Source organism: Saccharopolyspora dendranthemae, from assembly GCF_007829955.1.
In the GTDB taxonomy this organism is placed as follows: Bacteria; Actinomycetota; Actinomycetes; order Mycobacteriales; family Pseudonocardiaceae; genus Saccharopolyspora; species Saccharopolyspora dendranthemae.
Genome location: NZ_VIWX01000001.1, coordinates 268,469 through 289,687 on the forward strand (window position 1 = coordinate 268,469; position 21,219 = coordinate 289,687).

The following is a 21,219-nucleotide window of genomic DNA, read 5'->3' on the forward strand; positions in this document are numbered from 1 at the left end:
GACACCAAGATCCAGATCCTGTCGGCACGATGGAGCGCGCTAGACGGATACCTCGGCTCGAACTGACACTTTCGTGCGCCACGCTCGCCTTCACGACGGATGGAACGGCGGGCCTTTCTCGATTTTCGCCTCTACGAGGTCATTGTGTCGAGTTTCTCCGATCAGTGCGACGGAAACGAGCGAGATCGCGGCGACAGCGGCGATGCGTCTAGGGTGGTTTTCGCAGCTCGCGTGCCTGGCGCTCGCTCGGAGCCTCGACCACGCCAAGGTTCCTCGCGGTACCCGGCCGGTGCGGCAGTCAGCACACCGGAAAGGCCAGCTGTGTCCCGCTGGGTGGCAGTGCCGTTGTCACCGCTTCCGGCTCGATCCGTTCGAGCATCCAGTCCGGGCCGAGATAGACGATCACCAACCCGTTCGCGCGAAGGTGATCGACCACATCGGCATCGCCGGTAACCTCGGGCAGCTGCGAACGCAGCCCGTCGAGGAGGTGTTCCTCTCTGACATAGACGCTCTTGAGACCCGGTGCCTCGGCCCGGGCACTCGTGCGGCCGTGACGGCAACGGTAACCGGGGCGGTTGTGCGCCCAGTGCGAATCCAACCGCCGATCACACGCCCCACACACCACAAACCCCGACAGCAGATACGTTCGCGTTCCACCGTCCCGGGATTGCCTCACCGACCGGATCCCCTGCACTGACCGAAACGTCTCCTCGTCCACCAACGCCGCATGCGCAGGCGCGGTCGACACCACCCACTCCCCCGAGTCCGTACGGCGCCCCGTACCACCGGCACGACGAGCCGCCCCAGGACTCCCGGTCGTGCCGGTGCGGTTCCACACCTGTCTGCCCGTGTACCGCGGATTCTCCAAGATCCCCGCAACAGTCGGCGTTCTCCATGCCCGCCCCGAACGATGCCGATTCCGCCCCGGATCAGCACCCGACGGACACACCACCCCACGGTCATTGAGCTCCCGCGCGATGCCGGCAATGCTCCGGCCTGCCGCACGCTGCTCGAAAATCCACCGCACCCACGACCCCGTCACCGGATCCGGCTCCAACTGATGCAACCGACGACCCCACCGCGCATGCTCCGCAATCGGATGCGGCCCAGCGTCGGCAAGCCGATACCCATACGGCGGCCTCCCACCCAAAAACCGCCCTTGCTCGCACGCCTGCGTCCGCATCGCCGCCAACACCCGATGCCGCGACCGCACCGCCTCACGCCGCGACTGCGCACCCAGCAACACCATCAACGCCCGATGTTCCGGATCAGCTAAATCCACCGGCCCATCCGCCTCCGGCAACCACAGCTGTATGCCGCACTCCCCCAGAGCCGCCATCACCTCCCGGAACTGATTCCCGCAAAACGCCCGCTCATACTCCCCCACAATCACCGCATCAAAACCACAATCGGAACTCCCCGCCGCGGCCAGCAGAGCCGCCGCAGCCGGTCGTTTCCACCAAGACGCCCGGCGGGAACAGCCCTCATCGAAAAACTCCTCCACGACCACCCCACGCCCGGAGATCGTGGCCTCGGCAACCTCACGCTGCCACGCCAGCGACGTCTCCCGATGCTGAAACTCCCTGGTCGACATCCGACCGTAAAACGCAAACCGCACACCCACCTCGCGGTACCCACTAGTACGACATCGCCTCCTGCGACGACCACGGCCGGACACTCCCAATGACCCCGTCTCAGTCACAGCGCACCTCACATCCCGAACTGACCAACCAGCCCTGGAACGCCGGCACACCACCCCCATGACGACACCCACAAACACAACCACCCGAATAGCCGCACCCCACACCCCACCGCCAATCCCGCAACGACGACACCGCCGGCCGCCGGGCCCTGCGGATTGCCGAGCGCTTTGCGGCACCACACCAATGCCAAGGAACAGGGCCACACCGCGTGACCGGACGACCAACGCTGGCCGAAACACGCCGACAAACCCTCACGGGACGCGCACCGCACGCGCCGACACATACTCAACGCGAAAACAGCTGTGCTAACTTGACGGACATGGAGATGAATCCCACGAACGGGGATTCCTCCCACTGGAAGGGGTTCAAGTCCCCCCTCGGACACAAGAATAACCCCAGGTCAATCGGCTGACCTGGGGTTTTTGATGCAGATGTTGGGAACCGCTCAACTCCTGAGCGCCCTGACCTGCGTCGTTACCGGTGGGGTGCAAATCCCTCTCGGATACGCACCCTCCCAAGCTCTTCTTTGGCCTCGTCACGTCTCCGCCAAGAACAACTAGGGCCTCAGCTCAGCGACCACGGCGCCCCCGCACACGATTCGCGGTCCATCAATTCAGGCCTCCGGCGGATGGTCGTCTGTGGCTAGAAGATCTAGTGTTCAGCGTGGTTGAACCTGGCGCAGCTGCGGGATGGAGCTGTGATCGTGGCACAAGACTTCAGCGCGTTGGTGGCGCTTCGCGCGAAACGAGGCGAACTCACCGCGCTTCGCAGATGGAACCGAACGTCGCAGATCCGGCGGGTGCAACCGCTGCTGGAGCTGGTACCGGGTTCCTCACCGCACAGCCAGCTCGGCAAGGTCGACGAAGTCGCACGGAGCCTCCACGCGGCCGGGCGCCATCTGATGATCGATGCAACCGAAGTCGCTCACATGCCGAGCTTCGGCAGCGGACCCGCTGGCGCCCTGCGCACGCTGGCGGACCGACTGGACGGGCCTGTCGACCTCCTCGATTCATACCCGGTCCCGTTCGAACCCGTGATTCGCTCTGACGTCGAAGCCGACGTGCTGTCCGCATGCAGGAATCTGAGCGAGGAGATGGGACTCGGTGGCGCCATCCGCATGAGACCAGCCGAGTTCACCAGAGCGCGCCTGTCTGAACTGCTCGAAAGAACGCGGCTTGACAACGCCGAGCTCGATCTGATCATCGATCTCCAGTACGTTCCAGAGAACTCCCCGCGACTCCAGGAGCTCGCTGGCAAGGCTCTGCGGATCGTTGCCGAATTTGGACCGTTCCGCTCCACCACACTGCTCGCCGGCTCCATCCCGCGCATGCTCAACCGGACCTCCACGTGGGAGGAACCGCGCGTCGAGGAGGAACTGTGGCGGCAGCTGCGCGATGAGACCGCCGTCGACGTCCAGCTCGGCGACTACGGGGTGGTCCACCCGATTCCGGGCAAGGGATACCGGAGCAAGCACGTCAGTCTCAAGTACTCGTGCAACAAAAGCTGGATGTACTCCCGGGAACCGACGGGACAAACCCCGGAAGACGCCACAGAGTCGGTGCGCGCTTCCACGCTTCGCTCGATCTGCCGTGAGCTCGTCCATTCCGGGCGTTTCTCCGGCCCGGAATTCTCATGGGGAGACGAGGAGATAGCAGCCGCATTCAACAACGACACCTCGGCGTGGGGCGCCACGAGCCGCCCCGTTGCACTGGGGACCTCTCATCACCTCGCGTATCTCGCCAACACAAGCGAGGCGATGCCCCGGTGAACGGCTCTCGAGGCGTCTTCTGCACCTGTGCCTCGATGTCGGACCCAGCCAGCGACGCGTGCGTAACCATCAACCCGCACCAGATCTCGACGACCCAGCGTTAAGATCCACTTCGCGACCGACTCGCTGGAGTGACATTGCTGGGGGATCGTTTGCGGCACGTTCGTGGGAGCGCAGCCGAGCTGCTCACCAAAGCCGAGCAGGGAACGCTAATCGAGGAAGTCGCCACCGCCGTCGGTGGCCGGTACGACCTCAGTTCGAACCGCGGCGAAGTGGGGGCGTGGCGCAACAGCCTCCCGGTGCTGCTCGAAGTGCTTCGCGACGCCGGGCTCAGCCACGTCGAGGTGTTGCTCGAGCACAGGTTGCCCTACAGCCCGAAGAGGGTGGACGCACTTCTGTGCGGATGCCACCCAGAATCGGGCGAATCGTCATACGTCCTGGTCGAGCTGAAGCAATGGAGCCGGGCCGACGCCGTGGGCGACGGGCTGGTGAGGGCGTCGGGCTTGAAGAAGCTCCAGCTCCCTCCTGTTGCGCAGGTACGCCGGTATTGCCAGCAGCTGCTCGACTTCACCCCCTCGCTCGCGCGACGGGCCTAGCCTGTCAGCCCGACGGTCTGGCGTGGGCGTCAAAAAGGATAGGAATGCCAGGGATTCCTTTACTACCCGCACAGGACGACTACCGGGTCTGGTGGCCAAGAGCTTTGAGAACGTCGGCCAGCCAAACCAACGCGTAAGCCGGGACCTCGCCAGCAGCTTCGTTCAGCCGGGCGAGGTTGCTCCAGGACTCCGAGAGCTGGCCGACGGTCAACTGTTCTGGCTGCGGCTGCGTGTAGACGTCGTAGGCGAGCTCCGGCGGCACGGACCAGAAGAAGTCGTTGTCGAGTTCCACCCGCTCGCCCACCTGCGCCTGCAGGTTGTCCAGGGCTCTGTTCATCACCTGGCGCAGGTCCTCAACCGACACCACGGATTCGTCGTCGTTCATTGCGCACCCTTGTCGATTTTGTCTCGGAAAGTCCGAATCTCGTTGTCCAAATGCCTGACGCGACCATCGATGATTCGCTGGCGCCTCGTCATTCGGAGCCTTCCCACATTCGTCGTCGTCCACGCGGCCACCTGCGGCGATCACACGGCGGTGGGTTGCTGCTCGCCGCGCACACCACATCAGCACGTTGCTGGCGACCCTGGTCAGCTTCTACAACCCGTCGTTGTTCGTGATCGGCGGCGGCGTCGCCAAGGCGGGCGACCTGCTTCTGGCCACCATCCGGCAGAACGTCTACCAACGCTCCCTCCCTCTGGCCACCCGGGAACTCCGCATCGAGCAGTCCGCCCTCCACGACCGCGCCGGACTCACCGGCGCCGCATTCATGGTCCACGACGAGCTGTTCACCCCGTCCGCCTTGCCCGATGGCTCGACGCCACCACGCCCCACGAACAACCCGGGGCTGGCCGAGATCAGCGCTCGAGTTCGCCCCGGACGAGGACGGCGTCGGAAGAAGCACGGGCAGCCCCAGCAACTCTGGGACTGCCCGTCTTGCGCGCCATGATCGGGCCTCTCATTCGACCGCGGGCTGCACCTCTCGTCGCTCGGTCTCCTCCGCGTTCATGGCGCCACGGGTCTCCGGGCTCAGCGCTCCCGCGACGATGAAGACCAGGACCATGACGAAGAGGAACACCATGAGCCGACCCGGCACGTCAGCCAGCTCCGGACTGGCGAGGTTGACGAAGCTCGGCATCAGACCACCGATCATGAAGCCGAGGTTCCAGCAGATCGCGGTGCCCCGCCCTCGCAGCGCCGTCGGATAGCGTTCGTTGAGGAACACCAGAACCGGGGCGTAGGCGGCGTTGGCGAAGAAGGCCAGGGCCGACGCGTAGAACATGATCAGCCCGGTGCTCGCCGGATCGGTGCTCGTGATCAGCCACACCAGCAAGGGCAGAGCGATGAGGTTGAACGATCCGATCAACAGCATCGTGCGTCGGCGCCCGAAGTGCTCGCTGAGCTCCCCCGCGGCAACCGCGGCAACGATCACTCCCAGACTCGAGACCAGCAGGATCGTGCCCTGAGCGCTCTGGGCGACACCGCTGACCTTGCCCAGCAATGTCGGGAGGAAACCGGAGGTCAGGTAGTACTGCGAACCGGCACCGGAGACCAGCACCAGGTTCAGCACGAGCAGGCCGCCCCTGCCACCACGAGCCAGGTCGGTGAAGCGCGTCTTCGGACCGGGAGCCTGCTGCTGCGCCTTCCACAGCGGTGATTCCTCGACCCCGCGGAGCACGAGGAAGCTGATCAACGCTGCCATGAGCCCGGAGAAGAACATGACGCGCCACCCCCAGACGATGAACTGATCGCCTGGGAAGAGCGCGCTGACCAGGATGAAGACGCCGCTGGCCAGGGCCGCACCGATGCCCGCGCCGCCGCCACCGATCAGCCCGGACATCAGGCCTCGCCAGCGCTGCCCGACGCTCTCCGTGCCCAGGGTGTGCGTCGCCGCGACGACGCCGCCGACGAACACGCCCTGCACCAGGCGCAGTGCGAGGAACAGCAGCGGTGCGGCGATGCCGGCTGCGGCGTAGGTCGGCACGGCACCCATCGCCGCGGTGGACAACCCGACGCCGGCCAGGACCATGACCATCGTCTGCTTGCGTCCGCTGCGGTCGGCGACCGCTCCGAAGATCGCCGCTCCGGCCGGGCGGAGCAACACGCTCACCGCGAACGAGGCGTAGACCGCGGCGAGGCTCAAGGTCGGGCTCGCCACCGGGAAGATCAGATCGCCGATCGTGCTGGCGACGTAGAGCAGGATGAACAGATCGAACAGGTCGAACGCCCATCCTGCTACCGAGGCGAAACTCGCGTACAGCGTGGCTCTTCTGGACAGTCCGGTGTTCGTCGTGGACATGTCCACCTCCTCATCGAGGTCTGTTGGTGTGGTGTTGCGGAAGGGCGTTCGTGCGGGTCAGCGTGCGGACTGCCAGTCCGCCGGCGCGGGGGCCACCGCACGCTCCAGGTCGATGTCTTCGGCTCCAGGAACGCGGATCCTGGTGAACCGGTCTTCGTCGTCGACGAGCGGAATTGTCGCGTCGAGACCCATCTTCGCTCCCACACCGTCCGTTGTGGACGGATCGAGTCGTGAGCCCTGCGCGCCACCGACGAGCACCAGATCGCGGTCAGCCTGGAATCGGGTGGCGACGGCCCACTCGACCTCGTTGGGGTCGAAGACGTCCACATCGGAGTCGACCACCGTCACGTGCTTGATGTCGTAGTGCGCTCCGAGCGCTGCGAGGATGAGGTTCTTCACCTCGCCGGGTTCGGGATCGCTGACCTGCACGTGGAGGTGGTAGCGGCACACACCGCCGCGCGGCAGGTGCACGGCCCGCACGCACTGGAAGTTCTGCCTCAGGTGCGCCAGGAAGGAGCCTTCACGCGGAATGCATCCCAGCAGCAGGTGTTCCAATCCACCGCCGACGACGGTGTGGTAGATCGGGTCTCGGCGATGCGTCATCGCGTCGACGCGCACCACGTGGCGGTCGGCACGAGGACCGTAGTACTGGGGGAACTCGCCGAAAGGCCCCTCCGGCTCCCGGACATCGGCGAGCAGCCTGCCTTCCAGGACGATCTCCGCGTCGGCGGGAACCCGGACCTCGTTGGTGACCGCCTTGGTCACCGGCAGCGGGCTGCCGCGCAGCGCCCCGGCTATCTCCAGTTCGTCGTGGTCGATCGGTACAGCCGCTTGCGAGGACATCAAGGTGAGCGGATCGACGCCGATGGCGATCGCCACCTCCAGGTCGGTTCCCGCCGCTTCGGCCTGCCCGAAGAACGCTGCCGTGTGCCTGGGCAGCAGGAGGACCCCGAGCCGGTCCGGCCCGCTGACCTGCAGGCGGTGGATGGACACGTTCTGGGACCCGGTCGCCGGATTGCGGGCGATGAGCAGGCCCGCGGTGATGTACGGGCCGTGGTCGTGCTCGTTGTGCGTGGGAACGGGCAACGAGCCGAGGTCGACCTCTCGGATCACCTCCTCCTGGCAGGGGGCGTGCTCGACCTCGGTCCACGGAACGGGGTCCTGGCACGCCTGCTGGAAGCGGTCGATGAGTTCGGTCTCGGCGACCCCGAGCGCTTCTGCCATCCATTCGCGGCGCGACAGCAGCCCGGACACGACGGTGATGTCTTTCCCGCCGGGCTTCCCGAAGAGCACCGCGCGGTCGCCGTCGAGCCGGCTGGCGATACCGGGCAGCTCGAATCGCAGGTCCGCTCCCGGCCTGGCCGCGGACAGGCGTCCGGTCGCCTGCAAGTGGTCCAGCCAGCCGCGCAGATCAGCGCCGACGGGCAGGGCGTTGTTCGTCATGTCTTCTCCCCGGTGACCGCAGGGACGGTCTTCGACCGGCCCGATGTGAGGTGGGTGCAGGTCATCACCAGCAAGGGTGTGGCGACCGCGATGTAGGCGTTGTCGATGCCGAAGGGGTCACCGAGCAGGAACCAGCCGATGGTGGTCGGCAGCGCGAGCACGACGGCCCAGAACGCACCGGCCCTCGTGCCGTAACGGGGCGCGTAGAACATCAGCAGCACCAGCACCGCCAGTGCCGCGCGCAGCGATTTCGCCAGGAAGGTCACGGTGAGCACATCGGTGGCGAACAGCGCCAGCGCGATCGGAACCAAACCGGTCACCACCGTGGCCGCCCGGAGGAACAGCACGTCGCGGCGGTCGTCCCCAGCGGCGTTGAAGTGCGGTTGGTAGAAGTCCTTGAGCAGCAGCGTGGAAGCGCCGATGACGAGGGCCGCGATGGTTCCGAACATCGCGCCGGCGAGCCCTGCGACGACAATCCCGGCTAGAACCGGGTCGATGTCCACGGCGAACGCGGGCATGGCCTGGATGCTTTTGATGTGCGGGTAGACAACGGCGCTGCACATACCGATGAACGCGGCGAGCAGACCGTAGGGAACCAGGATCAGCGCCGAGTAGAACCCGGCTCGCTGCGCGCGGTGAGCGTTGCCGGCGGTGGTGATCGCCTGCACGACGTACTGGGTCGCGAAGATGGCACCGACACCGGCGATCAGCCACGCGAAGATCTGCCCGAAACCCACCCCGTGCCAGGAGAACATCGTCGGCGGCAGCGCTGCTCGCAGCCCGTCCACGCCTCCTGCGCGCTGAGAGCCGACGATCGCGAGGATGACCACCCCGGCCATCTTCACGATCGCGTGCACGACGTTGGTGTAGACGACCGATCGCATGCCGCCCACCACCACGTAGAACGTGGCGAGCACACCGACCAGGACGACGGCCAGGTCGTGGTCGATGCCGAGGAGTCCGCTCAGGATCGCACCACCGCTGGCGTAGACCGAGACGGCGACGATCAGCAAGGAACAGACCATGATCATCGACGTCGCGGTGCGCACCCTCCTCCCGTAGTAACGGTCGAGGGCACCGGAGATCGTGTTCTCCCCCAGCTCGCTGAACTTGCGCGCCAGCAGGAAGGCGAAGAGCACGAACCCGATTCCCAGCGAGACGATGTTCCACGCGGCCGAGATACCGGAATCGTAAGCCTCCTGCGCGGTCCCGATGCTCGCGCTCGTGCCGATGAACTCGGACGCGAGCAGGAATCCGATGAGGACGGCGGGAAAGCTCTTGCCGCCGCCGGTGAATCCTGACGCGGTCCGTGTCGACCGCCCGGCCAGGAAGCTGATCAGGGCGAGCAACGCGATGTAGCCCGCGACGATGAGTACCACTAACCAACCTGATTGCAAGGGAACCCTCCAACGCCGCTCCGTTGCGGCCAGAGAAACTACGAGCGAAGTTAGGCCGGTGCGAGAGGACCAGCCAGAACCTGTTGCGCATAGCTCCTATTGGCTCGGGTTATAGCCCGACCGGGAAGTGCACGTGCTTGAGTTCGGTGAACTGCTCGACGCCCTCGACGCCGCGGGTGCGGCCCATCCCGGACATCCGCACGCCGCCGGAGGGCATCTCGGCGTAGGAGTGGTTGTACCCGTTCAGCCACACGGTTCCGGACTGCAGCTCGCGGGCCACGGCGAAACCGCGCGTGAGATCACGCGTCCACACCGCTGCGGCGAGCCCGAAGGGCGTGGCGTTGGCCAACTCGATCGCCGTCTCGTCGGAGTCGAAGACCTCCAGCGACAGCAGCGGACCGAAGATGTCCTCCTGCACCACGGGTGATCGCGGATCCAGTTCGGACACGAGGGCCGGGGTGAGGAAGTGGCCTGGCAGGCCGTCGGGGTGCACCTGCTGTCCTCCGACTAAGACGCGACCGTCCTCACGCGCACGGTCGACGGCGGTGAGGACCTTGTTCACCGAGGCTTCGGATATCAACGGACCGAGATCGGTGCTCTCGTCCCTCGGATCTCCCGGGTTCAAGGCGGCCAGTCGTTCGCGGAGCAGCTTCTCGGCGTCCGTCGCGTGGTGCGCGTGCACGAGGATTCTGGTGCACGCCATGCACATCTGTCCGCTCGTGATCACGGCGGCACGGGCGGCCGCCTCCACCGCGGCTTCCAGGTCGGCGTCTTCAAGCACGAGCATCGAGGCCTTGCCGCCCAGCTCCAGCAGCGGCCTGGTCATGGTGGCGGCAGCGGCGCGCATGACCGCTTGCCCGGCCTCTGTCGAGCCGGTGATCGCGACGGCTCTGGTGTCGGGGTGCGCTACGAGCGCAGCGCCCACCTCGGCGTCGCCGGGGAGCACGTGGAGCACCTCCGGTGGTACTCCGGCCCGGTGGCCGAGCGCGATCACGCGTCGGGTGATGTGCGTGGTCTGCGGGGCGGGCTTGACGAGCGCCGTCACTCCGGCGGCGAACGCCGGAGCCAGATCGCGCAGCAACAGCAGCACGGGCCAGTTCCACGGGGTGATGAACACCGTCGGGCCGACCGGTTCGCGCACCAGGTGCGCTTCGCTCCCGTCGGGCAGGCCGGCGGCACGGCCCAGCGGTAGCCTGGCGAGTCCGGCGTTGAACCGGAGGGAGTCGATCGCGCCCGCGATCTCCTTGCGTGCCTCACCGATGGGTTTTCCGGTTTCTCGCACCAGGTCGTCGGCGAGTTCCGAGCTGTGGTCGCTGAGCAGGTCCGCCCAGGCGTTCAGGGACTGTGCCCGGAGCCGGTGATCTCGCGGCCACCCGGTGCGCATGGCGCGCGTCGCTTCCGACACCGCTTCGTCGATCTCGGCGTCCGCGGCTTGTTCGGCGATTTCCAGAGGTTCGAGGGTCGCCGGGTTGACCGGCTGGAGCGGTGTTCTCATCACTTCCCACCTCGGGAACGGCCGATTCGCTTGATCCGGTCCAGCAAGGTGCCGAACATCATCCGGAACGCGCTCGGTGCGGCGTGGGACTGTTGCGGTGCTTCTCCGGTGGTGGCGGCCTGGTGAACCGAGTCGGCGAACTGCTCGAACATGCGTCGGCTGATGTCACCGGCCAGCGCTCGGCCGAACTGGGCGATTCGCCCGGTCAGGTACACGGCCGCGTCGGCGCGGAGTTCCGTCCCCGCTGCGGTGGCGTGCGCCCGCAGCGTGATGTCGGCCTGGGTTTGCGCTCCTCCGGTGTCCTGCCCCTGCGCGAGCACGCGGATCGTCCCGGTTTCCCGGTCCTGCTCGAGCACCCGGGCGATCCCGTGGAACGAGAGCTTGATGGGGCCGACCGCGATCCGTGCGCGTCCGGCGTAGAGCTGCTCGCCGAGTTCCTCGGTGAGCTCCGCCCCGGGGAGGCATCGCGCCAGCACGTGCACGTCATCGAGAACGCGCCACACCTCGTCGAACGGCACGTCCAAGGCGGTGTCGACTTGCACAGCGATCGTCGGGTCTCCCTCGGGGAGCACGATCTCCACGTTCCGGTCAGGTTCGCCCGAAGGTTCCGCGCGCTCCTCGACGACCGTCGCCGACTGACCGCCGGAACGGCCGACCAGCGCCCGCCGAGCGCAGTTGCCCGGTCCCGGGATTCCTTCCGGGTGCTCGGCGCGGGTTTGGGAGACGGCGGTCAGGATGTTCCGGTATCCGGTGCAGCGGCAGATCACGCCGGACAGCTCCGCGGGGAGCTCCTCGTCGGTGACCTCGGGCTTGTTGCTGAGCAGGTCGTAGGAGCTGAGCAGGAAGCCCGGGGTGCAGAAACCGCATTGCAGGGCGTGGTTCCGGCCGAAGGACTCCTGCAGCGGGTGCAGGTCGTCCGGGCGCCCGAGCCCTTCGACGGTGACGACCTCGGCTCCGTCGAGCTGGCAGGCGAACAGCAGGCACGCGCGGGCGGCTTCGCCGTCGACCAGCACGGTGCACATCCCGCAGACCCCGTGCTCGCAGCCGACGTGGGTCCCGGTCAGCCCCAGGTGGTCCCGCAGCGCGTCCGCCAGCGTGACGCGGGCGGGGACGTTCAGCACCGCAGGCGTGCCGTTGACGGTGAACCTCACCTCGACGGTCTCGCCGGCTTCTGCGCGGACCGGTCGAAGGCCCTCTCGCACGGGTTCTTCAGTGCTCGTCATGATTCCACCTCCGCTGTGCCGCGCACCGCGCGGCGGTGCGCCTTGGCCGTTTCCCGGGCCGCCAGCGCGCGCAGGAGGCGCCGCCGGTAGCCGTTTGAGGCATGCACGTCGCCGTCGGTGTCGACGACCTCGCGCACCACGTCGTCGAGCGCATCGGCCAGTTCGGTTTGGTCTCCCCCGGTCGTGCGGACCAGGCTGGTCAGGTCACGGGTGACGGGCCGGTCGGAGACGCCGAACGCAGTCAAGGTCGCGGCGGACACGCCGCCGGCGTCGTCGACGCGGACGCGCGCTGCCACCCCGGCCAACGCGAAGTCACCGTGCCTGCGCGCGATCTCCGCGAATCCGAATCCCTCGCGCGACCTCGCCACGGGGAAGGAGACCGCGGCCAGGACGTCCTCCGGGCGCAATGCGGTCGTCATCGCCCCGTCGAAGAACTCACGGGCTCGAACGGCGCGTTCGCCTTCGGGACCCGTCAGCGTCAGCTCAGCGTCCAGGCAGCTGGCGACGGCCGGGAGCTCGGCAGCCGGGTCGGCGTGCGCCAAACTCCCGCACACCGTGCCGCGACTGCGCAGTTCGCGGTGCCCGACCCAGGGCAGCGCGAGCCGCAGCAGCGGCACCTGAGCCGACTCGGGCGCGTGCTCCACTCGACGCTGCCGGACGGTGGCGCCGACCTCCAGCCGGTCGCCGACCGTCCGCAACGCGTCGAGCCCGGTGACCGCGTTGATGTCCACCAGGGTGGTCGGCCGCGCCAGCCGCATGGCCAGCGCCGGCACCAGGGACTGACCGCCGGCGATGACCTTGCCGCCTCCGTCGGCGTCGACGAGTTCGGCGACGGCGTCGGACAACGCCGCGGGGCGTGCGTACGCGAAAGGTGCGGCCTTCATCTAGATCCTCACCGCCCCTGGAACTTCGGTGCGCGCTTCTCGTTGAACGCGGCCACGCCTTCGGCGAAGTCCTTGCTGGAGCGCAGCATCGCGTAGGCCTTGCGCTCCAGCTCGATCCCGCTGTACAGCGGGGCGTCGACGCCGCGGTCGAGAACTTCCTTGGCGGTGCGCGCCGCCAGCGGGGAGAACCCGATCATCTTGGTCACCAGCTGCTCGACCTTCTCGTCGAGCTCCGCTCGATCGGCGGCCAGGTCGGCGAGAAGTCCCCAGTCCTTGGCGTCGTCGGCGTTGATCCGCGACGCCGTCAGCACGTGGTACTTGGCGCGGGAGAGCCCGATCAGCCGGGCGAGCCGCTGCGTGCCGCCCGATCCCGGGATCATGCCGAGGTTCATCTCCGGCAGCGCGAACTGGCTGCGTTCGGTCGCCACGCGGATGTCGGAGGACAGCGCGAGTTCGAACCCGACGCCGAAGCAGTAGCCGTCGACGGCGGTGACCACGACCTTGGAGCTGCGGGCGGGCGCGGTCACGTTGTGGCCGAGGTCGGTGAAGTCGATCGGGTCGACCTCCATGAAGCCGGCGATGTCGCCGCCGGAGGAGAAGTGCTCGCCTTCGCCTCGGATGACCACGACCTGGATGTCGGCGTCGGCGTCGATCTCGGCGAACCGGTCGGCCATGACCTGCCGGGTCTCCCAGGTGATGATGTTGTACTTGCCGTGGTCCAGCGTCAGGTACGCGACCCGGCCGTCGTGGCCGCGGGTCAGCTTGATCTCGCCTCCGGTGAGGGCCATGTCGTCAGTTCTCCCCTTCTGTTCCTTCGAGCACCGCGGTATTCGTTGTCGCCGCGGTGAGCAGGCGGTGGATCACGTCGCCGTGGATCGGCAGCGTGGTGATGTCGGCGCCGGACGGCGCGAGTGCGTCGGCGACCGCGTTGGCGATGGCCACGGGCAGGCTCATGCAGCTGCCTTCGCCGCAGCCCTTGGCGCCGAGGCGGGTCAGCGGCGAAGGCGTTTCCAGGTGGTCGCTGCGCAACTCGTAGCCGACCTCCGCGGTGGTCGGGCACAAGTAGTCCATGAACGTCGCGGAGACGGGCTGGCCGTTGTCGGAGTAGCGCAGCTCCTCGTACATCGCGCCGCCGATGGCGTGCGCCAGGGCGCCGTGGACCTGTCCCTCCAGCAGCACCGGGTTCAGGACGGTGCCCGCGTCGTGCACTGTGGACACCAGCTCCAGGGTGAGCTCGTAGGTCTGCGGGTCGATCCGGCAGACCACGAGCTCGGCGACGAAGCCGTAGCACAGGCTGGAGTTGATCTGGTCGTCGCGGCTGGCGGCCTTGGCCTGCGGCGGCGTGAAGGCCGCCTCCTCGTACAACCGGGCCGAGGTGCCGTCCGGCAGCGAACCGGGATCCCAGTGCACCACGCCCGCGGCGTGGCGGAACTCCACCGCCCTCGAGTGGTCCTCGCGGTGCCGGATCCGCCCGTCGGCGAGTTCGAGTTCCTCCGGATCCAGTGCCAGCATCGACCCGGCCGCCGTCCGCATCGTGCGGGCGAGCCGGTCGCAGGCCTCGACCAGCGCGCTGGTCAGCAGCGGCGCGAACCTCGACGAGTAGCTGCCGGAGCTGATCGTCCACGGAGTGGTGGCCGTGTCCATCTCCACCACCGGCCGGACCTTCTCGAGTGGCAGTCCGAGCCTGTCGGCCACGACCTGCTGCGCGACCGTGGCGTGTCCCTGGCCTTGCGGGACGGTGCCCAGCAGGACCGAGACGACCCCGTTGACGTCGACGCTGACCCGAACGTGCTCGGTGGAGCCCGACTTCCCGCGCCCCGGTGGGCGTTCTTCGGCCGGAGTGGCCAGTCCCACGTACCCGATGTTGGTCGCCGACGGGTCGACGATGGTGGCCAGCCCGATGCCGAAGTGCTCGCCGCGCTCCCGCGCCTCCCGCTGGCGCTGCCGAAGAGCCGGGTAGTCGGCGTTCTTCAACGCCATCTCCAAGGCCTGCGGGTAGTCACCCGAGTCGTAGATGCCGCCGGTCGCCGTCTGGTACGGGAACGCGTCGGCCCGCACCAGGTTGCGCTGGCGGATCTCGACGGCGTCGACCCCGCAGGTCGCGGCGATCTTGTCCATCAGCCGTTCCAGCCCGAAGTAGAGCTGCTGGCCGCCGAAGCCGCGGTTGAGCCCGGTCGGCGTCTTGTTGGTCACCACCGCGCGCGAGCGGATCTGCACGGCTTCGACGTCGTAGGCGCCGGTGAGGTTGCCGAAGCAGCGGTAGAGCGTGCTCGGCTCTGGCGGGCGCAGGTAGGCACCTACATTGTCAACGAGATCCGCCCGCAGTGCCTGGACCTTGCCCTCGGCGCTGACCGCCGCTTCGAAGCGCATCGCCCGGTCCGAGCCGGCTGAACTGGCCAGCAGGTGTTCGCTGCGGTCCTCGGTCCAGCGCACGGGCCGTCCGGCGTGCTTGCTGGCCAGCGCCATCAGCACCACGTAGGGGTAGATCCCGGCCTTGATGCCGAAGCTGCCGCCGTTGTCGGCAGGGATCATCAGCCGCACGCGCGAGGTCGGGACGCCCAGCGCTCCCGCGATCACCGGGACCATGGAGAACGGACCGTGGAAGTTCGCCCAGGCCGCGATCGCCGGACCGTCCACTTCGTCCTGCCACTCGGCGATCACCGAGTAGCACTCCATCGGTGTCGACGAATAGCGCGGAAACCGGTACTCACCGGTGACGACGTGATCGGCTGCGGCGAAGAGCTCGTCCACGGGACCGAAGTGGAACGTGCGGTCGGTGGCGACGTTGCCATCGGCGTCCTCGTGAAGTCGCGGCGCCTCAGGGCGCACCGCGGTCTCGACGTCGACCACCGGCGGCAGCGGTTCGTAGTCCACCGCGACCAGCTCGGCGGCGTCCTCGGCGGCGTAGCGGTCGGCCGCGACCACGACCGCCACCGGTTCGCCGACGAAGCGCGCCCGATCGGTCGCCGTCGGGTAGTACGGCATCGGCGTCTTCAGCGACAGGGGGAACGGGTTCAGCGCTTCGAGGACCTCGTCGGGCCCGATCACCGCCGCCACACCGGGGTGCGAGCGAGCCTGGGTGAGGTCGACCCCGCGGATGCGGGCGTGCGGGTGCGGGCTGCGCACGATCGCCGCGGTCAACGTGCCGGGCAGCGGATCGAGGTCATCGAGGAACCGGCCGCGCCCGGTCAGCAGGGCCGGGTCCTCGATGCGTGCCGTGGTGCGTGCAGGGGTCATCGAGGTGCTCACTTTCGCGATCCGATCGAAGCGGCAGACAGCTCTGCCAGCGGGTTGAACCGCCCACCGGCGAGTTCGCGGCGCAGGATCTTGCCCACCGCCGACTTGGGGACTTCTGCGACCGCGACCACCTTCTTCGGCCGCTTGAGCGGCGGAAGCCCGGAGCCGGAACGGATGTAGGCGCTCAGCGCGGCGGCGGCGTCTTGCGGGGTCAACTCCGCTGCGGGGACGAAGAAGGCGGTGACGGCCTGTCCCCAACGGTCATCCGGCATCCCGACGACCACGACGTCGGCGATCTCGGGGCAGCGGATCAGCGCGTCCTCGATCTCGTCGGGATAGATGTTCTCGCCACCGGAATTGATCATGTCGTCGACGCGTCCGGACACCCACAGGTCGCCGTCATCGTCCGCGACGGCGAGATCGCCCGGGAAGTACCAGCCTCCGCGGATGGACTTCGCGTCGGCGTCGGGCCGGTTCCAGTACCCGGCGAACGCCTCCGGCGACTCCATCGAGATCGCGATCTGCCCCTGCTCGCCGGCACCGACCAGCGCATCCGGCATCGCCTGCGGGTGCGGGTCGACCAGGCGAACCCGCGTGAACACGCCGGGGCGTCCGGCGCATCCCGGTTTGGCGGCGACGTCCGGCCCGATGGTGAAGGTGTAGATCTCGGTACTTCCGAAGTGGTTGACGAACACCTCGGGTTCGAGCGCGTCGACGAGCGCCTCGGCCAACGCGGGGGTCATCGCGGCTCCGGCGTAGGCGAGCTTGCGGACGCCGGTCTCCCCCAGCCGGCCCGTGCCCAGCAGGCTCCAGTAGATCGTGGGCACCAGGTACAGCGCGGAGACGCGCTCCCGAGTGATCAGCTCCAACGATTCCTCGGCGTCGAAGCGGACCTGCGGGACCCACGTCCCGGCGCTGACCACGCTGGACAGCAGGGTGCGCAGACCCATCGTGTGGAACATGGGCATCACACCGAGAGTCGTCTCGAACGGACCCGACCGGCTCTGGTGCAGGTGCGCGACGGCAGCGTGGAACTCCGCCCGGTGCGTGCGCGGAACACCCTTCGGCTTCCCGGTCGTGCCGGAGGTGTAGAGCATCACGCTCGTGTCGGAATCGCGGACCTGCACGTCGATCGCGGTCTCGGTCTGAACGGCGGCGAGCTCCCGCAGCCCCGCGACACCAGCCGGAGCGCCTTCACCGACGTGCGCGTGCGGCACGGGCTCGGTGAGTCGCAGCGCCTCGCTCGCCGTCTCGACCGTGGACTGATCGGTGACCAGCAGCTTCGGTGCCGCATCGGCCAAGCAGTAGGCGAGCTCGTCAGGGCCGAAGCGGAACGACAGCGGAACCGAGACCGCTCCGAGCTTCTGCGCGGCCAGGTGCAGCGAGGCCATCGGTTCGCCACCGGCGAGTAAGAACACGACCCTGTCCCCGTGCCCGACACCGAGCCCGGCCAAAGCCCGAGCCAGCTGATTGGTGTGGGCGTCCCATTCCGCGTAGGTCATCGCGAGCTCGCCGCCGACCGCACGTCTGGCGGGGTACCGCTCGGCGGTCCAGCTCAGCACTGTCCCGAGATCCATTCCCAGTCCTCTCGCAGCATCAGCGATGCGAAACAAATCCGACACAGATCATCCGTTTCACATCGTCTGAAACAGACGATCGGAAACGTACTGTAGGGTTTGGAGCGTGTCAACGGTTCGGCTTTCCACGACCTCGTACGTCGTGCTGGGGATGATCGCCATGCGCGGGCCATCGACCTCGTACGACCTCAAGCGGGCCATCGGGCACTCGGTGGGCTACTTCTGGCACTTCCCGCACGCCCAGCTCTACTCGGAGCCCAAGCGGCTCGAACAGCTGGGACTGCTCGAGGTCGAGGAGGAGGACGACGGTCGCCGCCGCCGCACCTACACGATCACCGACACCGGCCTCTCCGCTCTTCGCTCGTGGCTGGCCGAACCCACCGACCAGCACTACGAGCTGCGCGACATCGCCGAGATCAAGCTCTTCTTCAACGAGCTCGCCGACCCCGGGGACATCAAGCGGCTCGCACAGGACCAAATCAAGCAGCACGAGGACCGCATCGCCGAGTACGAGCAGATGCAGGAGCGCTTCGGCCACGAATCAGCCATCTCACGACGCATGGTCACGCTCGGCCTCGGCCTGGAGATGGAACACGCGGCCTTGCGGTTCTGGACCTCGCTGGCAGAACGCGCCGAGCGGGGCGAGTTCGAGGATTAGCTGCGAGCGGGGCGATCGGCGGCGGCGCCGGCGAGCAGTTCCAGGAACAGAGCGGCAGGCGGTGACAGCGGGGTCCGGGCGCGGTGAACGATGCCCAGTTCCCGGGCCGCACCGTCATCGTCGATCGGAATCGTGACGGGATAGCCGGCACCGGCGAGTTCCGGCAGCAACGAAACGCCCAGACCGCTGGACACCATGCCCTGCAGCACCGACAGCTGAGTGGTCTCCACCGTCACCGTCGGCTCGAACCCGGCCCGGTTGCAGATCTGCTCCAGCAGCTCCCGCAGTCCGTAGTCCCGTTGCATGGCAACGAACTTCTCGGACTTCAGCTCGACCAGCGCTATATCGCTCCGCTCGGCCAGCGGATGCTCCGGCGGGAGCAGAGCGACGATCGGTTCGCGCACGATCGACCGGCCCGCGAGTCCGGGGCGCGCCCAAGGGGCCCTGATCACCGCGAGGTCCAATCGCCCGTCCTCCACCATCCGCTCGAACTCGGCGGAGACGTTGTGCTCGGTGAGCCGGACCTCGACATCCGGGTACTCGCGGCGGAAATCCGCGAGCACTCCCGGCAGCAATCCGGCGCCGACGCTGGGCAACACACCGATCGACACTCGCCCACCTTGCAGGCTGCGCACTGCGGCGGCGCCCGCCCGCGCCCGGTCGAGGTGCGCCAACGCCTGCTGGACGTGCGCGACGAACTCCTCACCGGCCGCGGTGAGCACCACCCTGCGGCCCAGGCGGTCGAAGAGGGCGACGCCGAGCTCCTTCTCGAGCTTGCGGATCTGCACCGACAACGACGGCTGAGCCAGGAAGAGGTCCTCGGCCGCTCGGCTGAAGCTCCCGGCGCGCGCGACCGCGAGCACGTAGCGCAGTTGGTGGAGCTCCATGCCGACATCATGCGCGAACGGACCGTCGATCGGTAGCCGACGACGCGCTCCGCTCTCCGGACCACCGGGTCGCGTGCGGGTGCGGCAACGACAGGGCGTCCAGCGCGCGAGCAACCGTGTGGGTGACCATCTCGTCGATTGACGACGGCTGGGTGTAGAACGCCGGCACGGGCGGCATCAGCACCGCACCCGCCTCCGCGGCCTGGGCCATCAGCCGGATGTGTCCTGGGTGCAGCGGTGTCTCGCGCAACATCAGCACGAGGGGCCTACGCTCCTTCAAGGTCACATCAGCGGCGCGCACCAGCAGGTTGTCGTCGAAGCTGTTGGCGATCGCGGACAACGTCTTGATGCTGCACGGTGCCACGAGCATGCCGTCGGCCGGAAACGAGCCGCTCGCGATCGCCGCACCCAGGTCGTGCTCCGAGTGCGTCACCGACGCCCGCTCCCGCACGTCCGCGACCGTCCAAGGTGTCTCCTGCGCCAGAGTGGCCCGTGCGGCGCGGGTGACCACCAAGTGCGTCTCGACGCCCAGTTGTGCCAGCAGCTCCAGCGCGCGGACCCCGTAGATCACACCGGAAGCACCGGTCATGCCGACGACGATGCGAGGGGGGAACTCCTCGGGCCGCATCACACGAACACCCCTCCGCCGTCGACCACGAGCGTCTGCCCGGTCACGAAACCGCTGCCGTCCCCGCACAACCACACCACCGCGCCGACCAGGTCCTCAGGATCCATGGAACGCGGCACGGAACGCGTGGACTTCATGCGTTCCAAGTAGTTCGCATCGTTGATGTCGCGAGTGGCCGCATCGTCAACCAAGCCGGGCGAGACGGCGTTCACCGCGATGCCCTCCGGTCCCAGCTCACGCGCCGCAGCCCTGGTCAAGCCCTCGACCGCCGCCTTGGACGCCACGTAGTGCGCGAAACCGGCCGCCCCGGTCCGGGACACGACTGAGGCGATGTTGACGATCCGCCCACCTCCTCGCTCCCGCATCGCGGGGACAGCCGCGCGAATCGACTGCCAGCAGCCGCGAACGTTGACCCGCAGCACGAGATCCCACTCGTCGTTGGTCAGCTCGGTGAGCGTTCTCTTCGGCCCCAGCGTCCGGTAGATCGCCGCGTTGTTGACCAGGCAGTCCAGACCGCCGAACCGGTCCCCGGCCACGTCCACGACACGCTGCAGGTCTTCGTCCGAGGTGATGTCGCAACCGGCGAAAACCGCTTGACCCGCACCTTGCGCCGTGGCCTTGTCCGCGATCTCCCGACCCGTTTCGGAGAAGCTCTCCAGGTCGGTGGCCACCACGTTCGCTCCCTGCTCGGTCAGCGCCATGATGTACGCAATGCCGATATCACCGGTCGCACCCGTGAGCAGAACAACCTTTCCGGCCAGGTCAGCACCCATTGCCGCACCCCTCTCCATCCGCACGAGCCCGCCAGGCGCTGTTGCCTCGCGGACGCCCTGTCATCGACTGAGTCAAAGCGCTCGCCCGGGGTGCCGACAATGAGCGATGCCCTACTCCGGCCATAGGCAACGCGTATGGGAGATCTCGCGTGAACTCGCTTCCCGCCTTGATCGTCTCGACGGCGCCGAAATTGCCCGACCTCCAGCCATCGAGTGGAACCGCACACGTGTCCCTCGGCAGCCGGCACCCGGTCCTTCCACCGCGGTCCATGTCTGGGGACGCGAAGGGACACCTAACGGCGGGCGTCCCTTCGCGCGCTAATCCGACATTTTTGCCGTTCGCACGGAAAGCCCAGCCTGTCCCGGACCATGTCCCAGGAAGACTGGTGAAGGGACGGGTGGGACACCGAAAACTCCTGCCTCAACCTGTTTCGGAAAACAGAAGGCGGATGGTCAGTGCGCAACTCCCCTCGGACACTCTTTTACCCCACGGATCTTCTAGACCCGTGATCAGGGATCACCGTCGCTGAAAGCCGATCTGCGCTCACCGGGCTTGGGGATGGAGTTCAACCCGAGTTCTAGCGGGACCTGACCAGGCTCCACCATCGGTCCAGCGGTCGCGTGGTGTGGTCTCGGCTTGAGTTCCCAGCTTC

At 67.6% G+C, this 21,219-nt stretch carries 18 protein-coding genes; 4 read left to right on the forward strand and 14 right to left on the reverse strand.

Annotated features, from left to right (window positions below; all coding sequences use genetic code 11):
* Positions 1 to 298 precede the first annotated feature (298 nt).
* Positions 299 to 1,762: a recombinase family protein gene (locus tag FHU35_RS01235; RefSeq protein WP_281290223.1), complete on the reverse strand. Its 1,464-nt coding sequence runs from the start codon at positions 1,760 to 1,762 to the stop codon at positions 299 to 301.
* A gap of 644 nt (positions 1,763 to 2,406) precedes the next feature.
* Between FHU35_RS01235 and FHU35_RS01240 the strand changes: the two genes are divergently transcribed.
* Positions 2,407 to 3,471 carry a beta family protein gene (locus FHU35_RS01240; RefSeq protein WP_186459209.1) on the forward strand — a complete coding sequence of 355 codons (1,065 nt, stop codon included), beginning with the start codon at positions 2,407 to 2,409 and terminating at the stop codon, positions 3,469 to 3,471.
* A 131-nt stretch (positions 3,472 to 3,602) separates the two neighbouring features.
* Positions 3,603 to 4,067, forward strand: a complete 465-nt coding sequence (locus tag FHU35_RS30285; RefSeq protein WP_145735830.1) for a hypothetical protein — start codon at positions 3,603 to 3,605, stop codon at positions 4,065 to 4,067.
* A gap of 79 nt (positions 4,068 to 4,146) precedes the next feature.
* Here the strand turns inward: FHU35_RS30285 and FHU35_RS01250 are convergent, their stop codons facing one another.
* Complete coding sequence (locus FHU35_RS01250) at positions 4,147 to 4,452, reverse strand: hypothetical protein (protein ID WP_145735832.1); 306 nt, start codon at positions 4,450 to 4,452, stop codon at positions 4,147 to 4,149.
* A gap of 187 nt (positions 4,453 to 4,639) precedes the next feature.
* Here FHU35_RS01250 and FHU35_RS30360 point away from each other — a divergent pair, with 187 nt between their 5' ends.
* Positions 4,640 to 5,014 carry an ROK family protein gene (locus FHU35_RS30360; RefSeq protein WP_425474088.1) on the forward strand — a complete coding sequence of 125 codons (375 nt, stop codon included), beginning with the start codon at positions 4,640 to 4,642 and terminating at the stop codon, positions 5,012 to 5,014.
* 9 nt (positions 5,015 to 5,023) lie between these two features.
* Here the strand turns inward: FHU35_RS30360 and FHU35_RS01260 are convergent, their stop codons facing one another.
* The 9 genes from FHU35_RS01260 to FHU35_RS01300 form a co-directional block, all read right to left on the reverse strand.
* Positions 5,024 to 6,364 carry an MFS transporter gene (locus FHU35_RS01260; RefSeq protein WP_145735833.1) on the reverse strand — a complete coding sequence of 447 codons (1,341 nt, stop codon included), beginning with the start codon at positions 6,362 to 6,364 and terminating at the stop codon, positions 5,024 to 5,026.
* Between the two features lie 57 nt (positions 6,365 to 6,421).
* Positions 6,422 to 7,807 carry a UbiD family decarboxylase gene (locus FHU35_RS01265; protein WP_145735835.1) on the reverse strand — a complete coding sequence of 462 codons (1,386 nt, stop codon included), beginning with the start codon at positions 7,805 to 7,807 and terminating at the stop codon, positions 6,422 to 6,424.
* A complete protein-coding gene (locus FHU35_RS01270) occupies positions 7,804 to 9,186 on the reverse strand; it encodes a sodium:solute symporter family protein (protein WP_222429255.1) in 1,383 nt (460 codons plus the stop codon). Before FHU35_RS01270 ends, FHU35_RS01265 begins: the two co-directional genes overlap by 4 nt.
* A 127-nt stretch (positions 9,187 to 9,313) precedes the next feature.
* Positions 9,314 to 10,699: an aldehyde dehydrogenase family protein gene (locus FHU35_RS01275; RefSeq protein ID WP_145735839.1), complete on the reverse strand. Its 1,386-nt coding sequence runs from the start codon at positions 10,697 to 10,699 to the stop codon at positions 9,314 to 9,316.
* Positions 10,699 to 11,922 (reverse strand): xanthine dehydrogenase family Fe-S subunit, encoded by a 1,224-nt coding sequence (locus tag FHU35_RS01280; RefSeq protein WP_145735841.1) that lies wholly within the window; start codon positions 11,920 to 11,922, stop codon positions 10,699 to 10,701. Before FHU35_RS01280 ends, FHU35_RS01275 begins: the two co-directional genes overlap by 1 nt.
* On the reverse strand, positions 11,919 to 12,806 hold the full coding sequence (locus FHU35_RS01285; protein ID WP_145735843.1) for an FAD binding domain-containing protein: 888 nt from the start codon (positions 12,804 to 12,806) through the stop codon (positions 11,919 to 11,921). The genes FHU35_RS01280 and FHU35_RS01285 overlap by 4 nt, the downstream gene beginning before the upstream one ends.
* Before the next feature lie 8 nt (positions 12,807 to 12,814).
* On the reverse strand, positions 12,815 to 13,594 hold the full coding sequence (locus FHU35_RS01290) for an enoyl-CoA hydratase/isomerase family protein (RefSeq protein ID WP_145735845.1): 780 nt from the start codon (positions 13,592 to 13,594) through the stop codon (positions 12,815 to 12,817).
* 4 nt (positions 13,595 to 13,598) lie between these two features.
* Complete coding sequence (locus tag FHU35_RS01295) at positions 13,599 to 16,043, reverse strand: xanthine dehydrogenase family protein molybdopterin-binding subunit (protein WP_145735847.1); 2,445 nt, start codon at positions 16,041 to 16,043, stop codon at positions 13,599 to 13,601.
* Between the two features lie 8 nt (positions 16,044 to 16,051).
* Complete coding sequence (locus FHU35_RS01300; protein WP_145735849.1) at positions 16,052 to 17,620, reverse strand: class I adenylate-forming enzyme family protein; 1,569 nt, start codon at positions 17,618 to 17,620, stop codon at positions 16,052 to 16,054.
* Between the two features lie 106 nt (positions 17,621 to 17,726).
* Here FHU35_RS01300 and FHU35_RS01305 point away from each other — a divergent pair, with 106 nt between their 5' ends.
* Positions 17,727 to 18,278: a PadR family transcriptional regulator gene (locus FHU35_RS01305; RefSeq protein ID WP_246110004.1), complete on the forward strand. Its 552-nt coding sequence runs from the start codon at positions 17,727 to 17,729 to the stop codon at positions 18,276 to 18,278.
* Here the strand turns inward: FHU35_RS01305 and FHU35_RS01310 are convergent.
* Genes FHU35_RS01310 through FHU35_RS01320 form a run of 3 tightly spaced genes read right to left on the reverse strand, consistent with a single transcriptional unit; the run spans position 18,275 to position 20,566 of the window.
* The gene (locus FHU35_RS01310; protein ID WP_145735851.1) at positions 18,275 to 19,165 is read right to left on the reverse strand and encodes a LysR family transcriptional regulator; all 891 of its coding nucleotides are present in this window, start codon (positions 19,163 to 19,165) and stop codon (positions 18,275 to 18,277) included. The two genes, FHU35_RS01305 and FHU35_RS01310, sit on opposite strands and share 4 nt — an antisense overlap.
* Positions 19,166 to 19,172: 7 nt before the next feature.
* Entirely contained in the window at positions 19,173 to 19,793 is a 621-nt protein-coding gene (locus tag FHU35_RS01315; RefSeq protein WP_145735853.1) for a UbiX family flavin prenyltransferase, read from the reverse strand.
* Positions 19,793 to 20,566, reverse strand: coding sequence for an SDR family NAD(P)-dependent oxidoreductase (locus tag FHU35_RS01320; protein ID WP_186459210.1), 774 nt, complete (start codon positions 20,564 to 20,566; stop codon positions 19,793 to 19,795). Before FHU35_RS01320 ends, FHU35_RS01315 begins: the two co-directional genes overlap by 1 nt.
* Positions 20,567 to 21,219: the final 653 nt, after the last annotated feature.

Bases quoted from the DNA above. Each gene is read 5' to 3' on its own strand.
- FHU35_RS01235 (WP_281290223.1), bottom strand. From the start codon at position 1,762: ATGGGGGTGGTGTGCCGGCGTTCCAGGGCTGGTTGGTCAGTTCGGGAT.
- FHU35_RS01250 (WP_145735832.1), bottom strand. From the start codon at position 4,452: ATGAACGACGACGAATCCGTGGTGTCGGTTGAGGACCTGCGCCAGGTG.
- FHU35_RS01260 (WP_145735833.1), bottom strand. From the start codon at position 6,364: ATGTCCACGACGAACACCGGACTGTCCAGAAGAGCCACGCTGTACGCG.
- FHU35_RS01265 (WP_145735835.1), bottom strand. From the start codon at position 7,807: ATGACGAACAACGCCCTGCCCGTCGGCGCTGATCTGCGCGGCTGGCTG.
- FHU35_RS01275 (WP_145735839.1), bottom strand. From the start codon at position 10,699: ATGAGAACACCGCTCCAGCCGGTCAACCCGGCGACCCTCGAACCTCTG.
- FHU35_RS01280 (WP_145735841.1), bottom strand. From the start codon at position 11,922: ATGACGAGCACTGAAGAACCCGTGCGAGAGGGCCTTCGACCGGTCCGC.
- FHU35_RS01285 (WP_145735843.1), bottom strand. From the start codon at position 12,806: ATGAAGGCCGCACCTTTCGCGTACGCACGCCCCGCGGCGTTGTCCGAC.
- FHU35_RS01290 (WP_145735845.1), bottom strand. From the start codon at position 13,594: ATGGCCCTCACCGGAGGCGAGATCAAGCTGACCCGCGGCCACGACGGC.
- FHU35_RS01295 (WP_145735847.1), bottom strand. From the start codon at position 16,043: ATGACCCCTGCACGCACCACGGCACGCATCGAGGACCCGGCCCTGCTG.
- FHU35_RS01300 (WP_145735849.1), bottom strand. From the start codon at position 17,620: ATGGATCTCGGGACAGTGCTGAGCTGGACCGCCGAGCGGTACCCCGCC.
- FHU35_RS01310 (WP_145735851.1), bottom strand. From the start codon at position 19,165: ATGGAGCTCCACCAACTGCGCTACGTGCTCGCGGTCGCGCGCGCCGGG.
- FHU35_RS01315 (WP_145735853.1), bottom strand. From the start codon at position 19,793: ATGCGGCCCGAGGAGTTCCCCCCTCGCATCGTCGTCGGCATGACCGGT.
- FHU35_RS01320 (WP_186459210.1), bottom strand. From the start codon at position 20,566: ATGGGTGCTGACCTGGCCGGAAAGGTTGTTCTGCTCACGGGTGCGACC.